Raw genomic sequence first — 11,098 nt, forward strand, 5'->3', positions numbered from 1 at the left:
CTCAGCACATCAAAAAAGAACTCTTCTAGCGGCGAACCCTTCTGAATTAGTTCGCCAAAGCGCTCTTGGCCAATTTGGCGTACAAGAGTGTCTGGGTCTTGGCCTTCGGGCAAAAAGAGGAATTTAATCTGGTGGCCATCGACCATTACGCTAAGGGAGTTTTCCAGCGCGCGCTTGGCAGCGGTGCGGCCGGCTTTGTCGCCATCAAAGCAAAAGACAATAGTGCTGGTGTATTTGAACGCGAGCTTGAGGTGGTCTTCGCCGCAGGCTGTGCCTAGTGTGGCAACGGCGTTGTTGATGCCGTATTGCGCTAGGGCGATTACATCCATATAGCCTTCAACCACGAGCAGGTGTTTTAATTCGCGGTTGGCTTGGCGCGCCTGGTAGAGCCCGTAAAGCTCTTTGCCTTTATGGAATACCGGGGTCTCTGGGGAGTTTAGGTATTTGGGGCCGCTGCCTTTTGCCTTTTTGCCATCGGGGCCTACGCGATTCTCTTCGCCCAATACGCGGCCGCCAAAGCCAATTGTGCGGCCGCGAATATCGAGGATGGGGAACATAATGCGGTCGCGAAAGCGGTCGTAGCGTTTATTCTCGTCTTCGTGCTCGATGAGCATGCCGGCGGTAACAAGCGTTTTGCGGTCGGTATCGGTTTCGCCAAATTTGGTTAGTAGGTTGTCCCAGCCTTTGGGTGCGAAGCCCAAGCCAAAGCTTTTGGCTATTTGGCCGGTTAAGCCTCGGTTTTTCAGGTAATTTACGGCTTTATCTCGGCCGGGGTGCGCCTTTAATTGCTGCTGGTAAAAGTCGCTGCAGTCGCCCAATAATTTGTAGAGATTTTTGAAATCTTGTTTTGGGGCTTGGTTTTTGTTTTTGAATTCTTCGCGCGGAATTTGCAGGCCGGCGTTATTGGCAAGCAGTTCTACGGCATCAATAAACCCCAGCTTGTCGAATTCCATCAGGAAGCCAACAGCGTTGCCGGATGCGCCACAGCCGAAGCAGTAGTAAAACTGTTTGTCTTGGCTTACGGTAAATGAGGGGGTTTTTTCGTTGTGAAATGGACAGCAGGCGGAATAGTTCTTGCCGGTTTTTTTAAGCTTAACGCGCTTATCAACAATATCGACAATATCTAGCCGATTCAGAAGGTCGTCGATGAAGGGTTGCGGAATTAAACTCATGGCGTCGAGGTATCACAACAATCAATAATGGGTGCGCACGCAGAAGCGGTGCAAAGTCTACAGGGTTTGCGACGGTATTTGTGAGGGTGTAAACAGGCCTAGTATGCGCCTGTTTTACATTAGCCTTGTAAGCTGGTTTTGATCAGCTTGCTAACGGCGCCCATGTCAGCTCGGCCTTGTGCTTTGGGTTTGATAAAGCCCATGACTTTACCCATATCACCCATGCCGCTGGCACCTGTGCTGCTAATAGCGTCGTTGATGAGGGTTTTAATTTCTTCATCACTGAGAGGCTGCGGGAGAAAACCTTTGATCACTTCAATTTCAAAGTGCTCGATAGTGGCGAGATCGTCACGTCCAGCAGCTGCAAATTGAGTAGCGGCATCGCGGCGCTGCTTGACCATTTTGTCGAGCACCGCGAGCACACGAGCGTCATCAACTTCAATGCGTTCATCAACTTCGATTCGTTTGAATTCAGCCGTAACCATGCGTAAAACGCCGAGGCGCTCTTTATCTTTTGCACGCATTGCGGCTTTAACGGAGTCTTTGATTGCGTTCTTGATTTCGCTCATCAGGTAGTAGCCCTAAAGTTGTGTTAAGTGTTAATTGACTTAACGGGGAATAATGACGCTGTCAAAATTCCCAGCCCCAAATGCTCACCGTGGGTGGGCTAGGGGCGGAATAGCGTATTAAAACAGTGCTGAAGCTTTAAAAGATTCAGCAACGCTATTAATAAAGGCGTTGAAACTTGCGTGTTTCGCGAGACATTTTCTTCGCGTGACGCTTAACAGCAGCGGCAGCTTTACGCTTGCGAACAGTTGTGGGCTTTTCGTAACATTCACGACGACGTACTTCTGCAAGAACGCCTGCTTTTTCACAAGAGCGCTTAAAGCGACGTAGGGCAATATCAAAAGGTTCGTTTTCTTTCAGTTTAACTGAAGGCATATATCTACCTGTAATAAATAAATGTTGGCTAGTGAGACTGCTTTAGGGTGCAGCCCTTTTAAGGGTGCGCAATTCTATACAGATGATGCTCTACCTGCAACGTTTAATTGTAGACACCACTTTGGTTTTACGCTATGACGCGAAAATCATAGAGAAATCGGGGGCTGCAGGGTAACATTGCGCGCAAAATTAATGGTGGTTCGGTGTAAGAATGTTAGTCCTTGGAATAGAAACGTCGTGTGATGAAACAGGTGTTGCGCTGTACCACAGCGAACAAGGCCTGCTGGCCGATGCATTATATAGTCAAATTGCATTACATGCCGAGTACGGTGGCGTGGTCCCAGAGCTTGCCTCGCGTGACCATATTCGTAAGCTGCTGCCGCTCATTGATGAGGTACTTGCTGCCGCATCGCTCACTAAACAAGACATCGAAGCGGTGGCCTATACCAAAGGCCCAGGGCTAATTGGTGCTTTGTTAGTGGGTGCTTGCACCGGCCGCGCTATTGCGATGGGGCTAGGTGTGCCGGCCATTGGCGTGCACCATATGGAAGGGCACTTATTGGCGCCGCAGCTAGAAAATGCGCCACCGGCTTACCCGTTTGTGGCGCTGCTAGTCTCGGGTGGGCATACGCAATTAATCGAGGTTCAGGCCTTGGGTGAATACACCTTGCTTGGCGAATCGCTGGACGATGCCGCCGGCGAAGCCTTCGATAAAGCGGCCAAAATGTTGGATCTCGATTACCCCGGCGGGCCTCGTTTAGCGGCGCTGGCAGAGCAAGGCGAGGCGGGGCGTTTTAAATTCCCGCGGCCCATGTGTGACCGCCCAGGGTTAGATTTTAGCTTTAGCGGTTTGAAAACGTTTACCCTGAATACCGTGACTAAACATGCGCTAGACGATGGCCTGCCAGATGAGCAAACCTGCGCCGATATCGCCTATGCATTCCAAGAAGCCGTAGCCGATACTTTAGTCATTAAGTGTCGCCGTGCGCTAGAGCAGTGTGGAATGAAAAGCTTGGTAATAGCGGGTGGAGTTTCGGCTAATGTGCGCTTGCGGCAAAAACTGGAAGCGGCATTAGCCAAAGTAGGCTCGCGCGTTTTTTATGCACGTAACGAATTTTGTACCGATAATGGCGCCATGATCGCCTACGCCGGTTGCCAGCGTTTACTGGCTGGCCAGCACGAACCTTTAGCTGTTGAAGTACGGCCACGCTGGCCAATGACCGAACTGCCCAGTTTGAATTCTGCACCGACGGAGCAAGACGCATGAATGCGGATACCGTTTTTATTAAAGGCCTTAAAACCGAAGGTGTGATTGGTGTTTTTGATTGGGAGCGCGAAATTCGCCAGCCGCTGTATATTGATGTTGTGATGGCTACCGATATTCGCCAGGCGGCCGTAGAGGATAATCTTTCGCACACACTGGACTACAAGGCCATTACCGACCGTATACAACACTTTGTGGCCGATAGCGGTTTTAAATTAATAGAAACGCTGGCCGAGCGTTTGGCGGCAACCTTACAGGCCGAATTTCATATTGCATGGTTACAGTTGAGTGTTCATAAACCGGGCGCCATTGCCGATGCTCAAGATATCGGCATTACCATCGAACGAGGAGAAAAACCCTAATGGCTGAGGTATTGCTAGGTTTGGGGAGTAATCAAAATGCGAAAGTCGTCTTCAAAAGTGCGTTACTCACATTGCAGAGTACTTTTGGCGAACTCGTTTTATCGCCGCTTTACGAGAGTGAATCGGTGGGCTTTGATGGCGATAATTTTTTGAATATGGTGGTGCAAATTCAAACCTCTTTACCTGTGGGTAAACTGTTTGAAGCCTTGCGCGCCATTGAAGATGCTCACGGCCGCGACCGCACACAGCCCAAGTTTGGCGGCCGAACGCTGGATATCGACATTCTTACGTTTGATGATGTTGTGGGTTGCGTTGATGGCGTAACACTGCCGCGTGATGAAGTGTTAAAAAATGCCTTTGTCTTAAAACCCCTTGCCGATACTTGGCCAAATGCCTTGCATCCAGAGCTTAAACGCAGCTACCAAGCCTTGTGGTCTGCTTACGATCAAGCCTCGCAAAAGCTGTGGCCTGTCTCACTTTAGTCAGCACTATTACGCCTTCGCCCCTTATTCGCTAAGCGGCTATTTAAGCGGGCCGGCGCACCGGCCTTTATTCACTTTTTAACCTAAACTTAACGCTACTGCGGGTTTTCGCGTTGTGCTTTTATAGGTTGAAGGGTTGATTGTTTCTCGGTTAAATCAAAATAATTCTAGGCGCTTTTTACGCAGGCTTTATACCTTGGGCCTAGCCTTTGTGCTGTGCGTTTGTGGGGTTGGTGCTGCGCAGGCCGAAACTATTCGGGTTGAAGCCGAAGAGTACACCGCCGCTTACGATGTTGATGTGGGCAACAATGGGGGCTCGCCTTCTAATTGTGTTTATGGTGGTTTAGATGTTGATGACAAAGATACAGCGGATGGCGGCGGTGGCTGTATAGTGGGTTGGAATGCTGATGGTGAGTGGCTTGATTATGCGATTAGCCCAGCGCAAGCCGGTACCTATAGAATTACTTACCGCTATTCAAGCGGTGCGGCCGAGTTAGCCTGGGCTGGGCAGTTATTGTTTAAGCAGGGTGGAATTACATTATCGACAGTGAATCTTTTGGGTACGGGTGGCTGGGGGGTGTTTTGGGAGTCTACCGCTATAATCGAACTTGCTGCAGGTGCTCAAACGGTCAGGCTCGAATTTTCTAGTCCTAACTTTGATATCAACTGGTTCGAGCTAGAGCTAAAAACCGTTTACATCACCGACGATGCTGAATACCGTATTGAGGTTGAAGATTACAATAACGCCTACGATACAAATAGTAATAATGCGGCAACCGATGCTGGTTCGTTATTAACAAGATGCCCTTACTATTATCTGGGTGTGGATGTTTTCGATACTAGTGATGGCGGTGGTTGCGGTATTGGCTATATCTCCAGTGGCGAGTGGCTTGAGTACAGTATTAATGTGAGCGAAGCCGCCCCCTATACGTTGAAGTATCGTTACGCGACGGGCGGTGGCGCCGGTGGCGATATTTTATTTAAGGTGGATGGCAGCACAGCGCAAACTACCACCGCATCCACCATAACGGGTGACTGGGATATTTATACAACCGCTACCGATACGGTTGACTTATCCGCCGGTGAGCAAACCATACGGGTAGAGTTCTCGAACCCAAGTTTAAATATGAACTGGTTTTCGTTAGAGAAAGCTGAAGTTACTGGAGTCACCATTTCCGCTAACGGTACCACGAAAATTGAATTCGAGGATTACGTTGCCGGCTATGACACCACCGCTGGAAACTCAGCTACTGCACCAACGAACTGTGATTATGGCGGTAGCGATGTTGATGTGGGTGATTTGGATAGCAATGATTGTGCCGTGGGTTATATCGCCAACGGCGAATGGTTGGAATACGATGTTTATGTGGAAGAAGCGGGTGATTACACCTTAGCTTACCAGTACGGCTCCCCCAATAATTCACCGGGGCAAATTCAGTTTTTTATTGATGGCGGCTATTTAATATCAACCACTTTGACCACTAACACTGGCGGGTATAACACTTACACCAACCAAACCGATACTGTGACGTTACCAGCTGGTGGGCACACCATTCGCACGCAATTTATTAACCCTATTCTGAACCTTAATTGGTTTTCGCTAGAGAGTGTTACGTCTACTGTTATTACCATTGCCAGTCGTGGTGTTACCGAAATAGGCTTTGATGAGTATGTATCGGCCTACGATACAACCGCCGGTAACGAAGCCAGCGCCCCCACTCATTGCCCCTATAACGGTTTTGATGTTGATGTATTTGATAGCGTGAATACGGGTGATTGTGCAATAGGATACGTAGCCGACGGAGAGACGCTCGATTACGATGTTGAAGTAATCGAGGCAGGTGATTACACCCTTAGCTATAGTTTTGCAGGTGAGGGTGCGTTCCCGCCCGGTGATGTTATTTTCAAAGTAGACGGCGCAACGGTGCTAACGACAACCCTCACCACCACAACGGGCGATTTTGGAATATACGCCACCGAGACAGATACCGTCACGTTGCCCGCGGGATTACACACAATAACCCTCGAATTCTCTAATCCCTGGTTTAATGCTGAGTGGTTTTCGTTTGAGAAGGTTGCGTCTTCTACTATTACTATTGCTAATAGCGGTGTTACGCAAGTTCTTATTGAAGAATACGTATCGGGCTACGACAACTCAGCGGGTAACGGCGCCGGCACTTCCCCCTTGAACTGTACTTACAACGGCTATGATGTTGATATTTATGATAGCGTCTCGATCCCTAATGATTGTGCTTTAGGTTATATCGGCGATTCCGAATCTCTCGATTATGATGTAGATGTTATTGAAGCGGGCGACTACACCCTGACTTACAGGTTCGCGGGTGAAGGTACTAATCCGCCCGGCGATATTATTTTTAAGGTGGATGGCGCAACGGTACTGACGACAACACTCGTCACCACAACGGGTGGCTGGGAGATATATGCCAGCGATACAGACACAGTAACGCTGCCCGCGGGATTACATACAATAACCATCGAATTTTCTGACCCTTGGCTTAATGTAGACTGGTTTTCGTTTGAAAAAGTTGAAGCCCCTGGAGCGGGCAGTTGTAGTTTTCCGGGCGTGGCGGCAAGTGCCAGTGATGCTGGGCAAGTCATTATTCACAGTGGCGGAACGATTCACGATGCACCCAATAATCAGGTGGTGACTAAAAACATCAGCAGCGATGCCAATGGTTGTGGTTCAGGCGTTATTTGTACAAAAACAGACACCGTCGCGCCTGCGTTTACCGATATCCCGGCTTTTCCAGCGGGTACCGATGTAATCGTGGCCTATGGCGAAACCTACAACTTTACGCCTGGCGCTTATGGCAGTGTTAATATCAATAGTGATACAACCTTAAACTTTGCACCGGGCGATTACACCTTTACCAACAGCTTAACCATCGGGTCTGGCTCTAATGTGAATGTGTCTTCTCCGGGGTTGGTGCGAATATTTATTGATTCTGGTTTTGCGGCGGCAGCAAATGTTACGGTAAATGCTGGCGGCGGCACGACGGAGTTTTTATTTATTTATGCCTTAACCTACTTAAATTTTGAATCAGGTTCTTCGGGGCGGCTCATTGGCTATACCGGCGGTGATATGTCGCTGCATAACAATGCCGACGTTACTGGGGCTTTAACATCCGCCAGTAACCTTACGGTTCAGTTCGGCGCAAACCTACGTTACGACGAATCCTATATTGCCGGTGGTGGTTTTGGTGAGGCCTGTGGTGGTGGTTCTTCAGGTGTTGAATCCGTCGGCACTTGGCGTTTTGATGATCCATTGTGGAATGGTACCGGTGGTGAAGTTAAAGATAGTAGTGGTAATGGCTTACACGCCAATACGGTAGATGCCGGCACGCAGCCTACAACGGCAACAGCCAGCCCTGCACTGGTGGGTGACCCTGGTTCGTGTGGCTATGGCGAATTCGATGGCTCGGGTTACGTTAGTATTACCGACCCAGGCACCGGTAGTGTGTTTGACTCACCCGAGTATACGCTTTCGGGTTGGTTCTACCCTACGTCTTACCCCGGTGCGGACTACTATACGCTGGCCTCCAAGGACAGCCATTTCGAAATGCACGTGGCTCCTTCGGGTAGTGTGGTACTTAATTGGGATAATGGCCTCAGCTGGGATGTACTGTCTTCCACGGGCACGCTACCGCTCAATACCTGGACCCATGTGGCCTATAGCTATACGTTTAGCGAGCAAAAAATTTATATTAATGGTGTTCTGGATACCACCGGGGCTGTGGCTAATGGCTATGTTTTTAACGATGCCAATATGCTTGTTGGTTATGACTCTGCCCCTACAACCCGTGGCTTTCGTGGGCGCATAGAAGAGTTTAATTTTTACGATAGTGTGTTGTCTGCCAGTGATGTGGCAGCCGTTGCGGCCGAAACACACGATTGCCCCAATGCTAACCGAACCCCTGTTGCCGAGTGGCGTTTTGATGATGCCGGCTGGGATGGCACCGCCGATGAGGTTGTGGATAGCAGTGGCAATAACCTTCACGGTGTTGCAGCCAGCGATGGCGGTTTCCCCAATACCAATATTGCATCCCCGGCAATAGGCGGGGACCCAGGTACTTGTCGCTATGGCGAATTCGATTTAGGCAACAATGGTTATGTAGCGGTGGCAGACCCGGGGGCCGATAGCTTTTTAGATGTTACCGAATTTACATTGTCGATGTGGGTTTACCCAAACGCATATCCGCCCTTTACGCTGGGTACATTAATTACAAAAGATAGCAATTTCGAGCTTCATTTGACCACGGGTGGGCAGGTTAAGTTTGAATGGTTTAGCTTTAGCACATGGCACGATACTACGACCGCGGCAGCGCTACCGCTTAATCAATGGAGCCATGTCGCTGTATCGTACGAGCAAGGCGAACAGAAAATTTATATTGATGGCGCACTGACGACTTCAACCACTAATATAAACCCCGTTATTGTTAACAATGATCCTATCGGTATTGGTTACGACCTTAACCCTACCAACCGTGCCCTTGATGGGCATTTGGATGAGGTACGCCTTTATGGCGCTAAACTTACCGCGAGTGAGGTGGCTGTTATTGCCGCCGAAATCCATGTTTGCCCTGTTTACAATACGCCCGATCACATTTTGATTACGGTGGATGGTACCGCCAGTACCTGCGCACCAGAAACGGTCACGTTCACGGTTAATAATGGCAGTTCAGACCCTCTCACGGATTATGCCGGCACATTAACCTTAAGCACTTCTACGGGCAATGGTGATTGGAGCAAAACGGGTACTGCGAGTGATGCTTATGGGTCGATAAGTGCTGGCGCAGGTGACTCCGGCGCTGCGACCTATACCTTTGATGCCAGTGATAATGGCACGGTGACGTTACAACTAGAAACCGGCCGAACAGAAAGCCTGACCGTTTCAGCGGTAGACTCTGAAGCGGGCGCCACGGGCACCTCGGGTAGTGTTGCCTACAGTACTAACGGGTTTACCCGCGTGGATATAACCGGAGGCACGCAGATTGTGGGTTACCCCCAAGTCTGGAAGGTAGAGATGAAAAAGCAAGACCCTGATACCGGCGATTGCGCAACCAATACCGAGTATTCCCAAGTGGGTGTTAAAGCGTGGCTCGACCGCTCGGCTGCGGACCCAAACGGTACTGCCCCTACTTTTGTTGATGCGGCGAGCGGCGATTCGCTATCTGTACCCAGTAGCGAGCCTGGCAGTAATAATTTCGACTTAACGTTCGTTAATGGCGTCGCCCGATTTACGGCGAATACAACCGATGTAGGGATGTACAATTTTTACATTGCGGACAAAACACGTAGCTTTGCTGATGTTGATTTAATCACAGAGTCGGGCGTAAAAACCCACGGCCCCTTTGGCTATTACGTAAGCGTAGTGAGTAACCCCGCGGCCACAACCGCTGGAGGGGCCGCGTTCAATACAGCAGGTGCATCTTTTAGGGTGAATGTTTCCGCAGTTGCTTGGCAAGCCGGTGATGATTTAGATGACGATAAAGTCCCCGATGGCCATGATTCTGCCGGCAATGCTAGCCGCGCTAACTTAGCGGATAACACCGTTATTGCCAGCTTTGGCCAAGAAACCCCAGTCGAAACCATTACCTTATCGAGCGGCCTGTTATTACCTGCCGGCGGCAGCGACCCCGGTTTAAAAGATGAAGATACCTTGGCGGCTTTGGCGAGAACAGTTGATAGCTTTGCAGGCGGTAGTGGTTTTATAGAGCGCGTTTATTTTGATGAAGTGGGCATTATCGAGATTAAAGCGGAAGTGACCGATGGTTGGTACCTGGGCAAAAATGTGGCTTTTACCGAAAAAAGCCAAAGCTACTCGGCCAATGTGGGCCGTTTTACACCAGCCAACTTTACCTTTAGTAGTGGTGCGCTAACAGCGGCTTGCCAAACGGGTTTGGATTACAGCTACATGGGGCAGGGGTTTACCGGGCAGTTTGTGGTATCGCCCAAAAGTAGTCGTGGTGGTAGCTTGCAAAATTACACCGGCGACTTTGTGAAACTGGTAACCGGCGATTTCGATTTTGTCGCGCGTGATATTAATACTGCCACCGCGCTAACGGCGCGTTTAAGTGGCGCGGCAACGGGGCTAGCTTGGAGTGGCGATGGCACCGTAGATGCCAATTTCACCTTGGCGCGCGCAGCATCGCCCGATGGCCCATATACGACTTTATCCATCGGTACCGATTTTGACGATACCGACGGCATTGGCTTGGCAGCCGCCAGTAAAGACTTAGACAGTAATGGCGATGCGAGTAACGATAGTGCCGAATTAGAACAAACCGAAGTGCGCTTTGGCCGTTTGCGTTTGGGCGATGCCTTGGGCCCAGAAACCGCTCCGCTGAGCATTCCGCTGTTAACCGAATATTGGGATTCGCCCAGCTGGCTGCAAAATGATGACGACAGCTGTACCACCATTGCACGCAGTGAAATTACCTACCCCGGTGGCACTATTACAACGGAAGGTAATCGCACCGTGACAGTGGGCGCCGGCACAACGGTGGGCAGCTATGGCTCGATTGTAGGCGATGCAGTCAGTTTTGTAGGGGGCGATGCGGTGCAGAGCTTTAGCGCACCGGGCACCGGTAATACCGGAAATTTCAACACCTCGATCGACTTAACAAGTTACCCGTGGTTACGTTTCGATTGGAATGGCGATGGGGATTATTCCGATACTGAAACACCCGATAACCAAATTAATTTTGGCATTTATCGCGGTCACGATCGCATGATTTATTGGCGGGAGTATTAATGAGAGTATTAGTTAATAAGTAAGGCATGGCTCGGTGCTTGTTCTGTGGTAACTATTCAGGTGGGTTAGAAATAATGCCCACCTAAAAGGCGAATTGATTA

At 49.8% G+C, this 11,098-nt stretch carries 7 protein-coding genes; 4 read left to right on the top strand and 3 right to left on the bottom strand.

The features are described from left to right. The 3 genes from dnaG to rpsU form a co-directional block, all read right to left on the bottom strand. A partial coding sequence (gene dnaG / locus AC3A8L_RS05995; protein ID WP_487961325.1) for a DNA primase occupies positions 1-1,172 on the bottom strand: 1,172 nt, incomplete at its 3' end. A gap of 119 nt (positions 1,173-1,291) precedes the next feature. Beyond that, positions 1,292-1,744 (bottom strand): GatB/YqeY domain-containing protein, encoded by a 453-nt coding sequence (locus AC3A8L_RS06000; RefSeq protein ID WP_487961330.1) that lies wholly within the window; start codon positions 1,742-1,744, stop codon positions 1,292-1,294. A gap of 154 nt (positions 1,745-1,898) precedes the next feature. Further along, positions 1,899-2,114: a 30S ribosomal protein S21 gene (gene rpsU, locus AC3A8L_RS06005; RefSeq protein ID WP_236986858.1), complete on the bottom strand. Its 216-nt coding sequence runs from the start codon at positions 2,112-2,114 to the stop codon at positions 1,899-1,901. 211 nt (positions 2,115-2,325) lie between these two features. Here rpsU and tsaD point away from each other — a divergent pair, with 211 nt between their 5' ends. The 4 genes from tsaD to AC3A8L_RS06025 all read left to right on the top strand — a co-directional run bounded on the left by tsaD (position 2,326) and on the right by AC3A8L_RS06025 (position 10,997). Then, entirely contained in the window at positions 2,326-3,381 is a 1,056-nt protein-coding gene (gene tsaD, locus AC3A8L_RS06010; RefSeq protein WP_487961326.1) for a tRNA (adenosine(37)-N6)-threonylcarbamoyltransferase complex transferase subunit TsaD, read from the top strand. Then, positions 3,378-3,740: a dihydroneopterin aldolase gene (gene folB, locus AC3A8L_RS06015; protein WP_487961327.1), complete on the top strand. Its 363-nt coding sequence runs from the start codon at positions 3,378-3,380 to the stop codon at positions 3,738-3,740. The genes tsaD and folB overlap by 4 nt, the downstream gene beginning before the upstream one ends. Continuing rightward, a complete protein-coding gene (gene folK, locus AC3A8L_RS06020) occupies positions 3,740-4,222 on the top strand; it encodes a 2-amino-4-hydroxy-6-hydroxymethyldihydropteridine diphosphokinase (protein ID WP_487961328.1) in 483 nt (160 codons plus the stop codon). The genes folB and folK overlap by 1 nt, the downstream gene beginning before the upstream one ends. Positions 4,223-4,358: 136 nt before the next feature. Continuing rightward, positions 4,359-10,997 (top strand): carbohydrate-binding protein, encoded by a 6,639-nt coding sequence (locus AC3A8L_RS06025; RefSeq protein WP_487961329.1) that lies wholly within the window; start codon positions 4,359-4,361, stop codon positions 10,995-10,997. Positions 10,998-11,098 lie beyond the last annotated feature (101 nt).

This window comes from Marinagarivorans sp. (genome assembly GCF_982758155.1).

Bases quoted from the DNA above. Each gene is read 5' to 3' on its own strand.
- rpsU (WP_236986858.1), bottom strand. From the start codon at position 2,114: ATGCCTTCAGTTAAACTGAAAGAAAACGAACCTTTTGATATTGCCCTA.
- tsaD (WP_487961326.1), top strand. From the start codon at position 2,326: ATGTTAGTCCTTGGAATAGAAACGTCGTGTGATGAAACAGGTGTTGCG.
- folB (WP_487961327.1), top strand. From the start codon at position 3,378: ATGAATGCGGATACCGTTTTTATTAAAGGCCTTAAAACCGAAGGTGTG.
- folK (WP_487961328.1), top strand. From the start codon at position 3,740: ATGGCTGAGGTATTGCTAGGTTTGGGGAGTAATCAAAATGCGAAAGTC.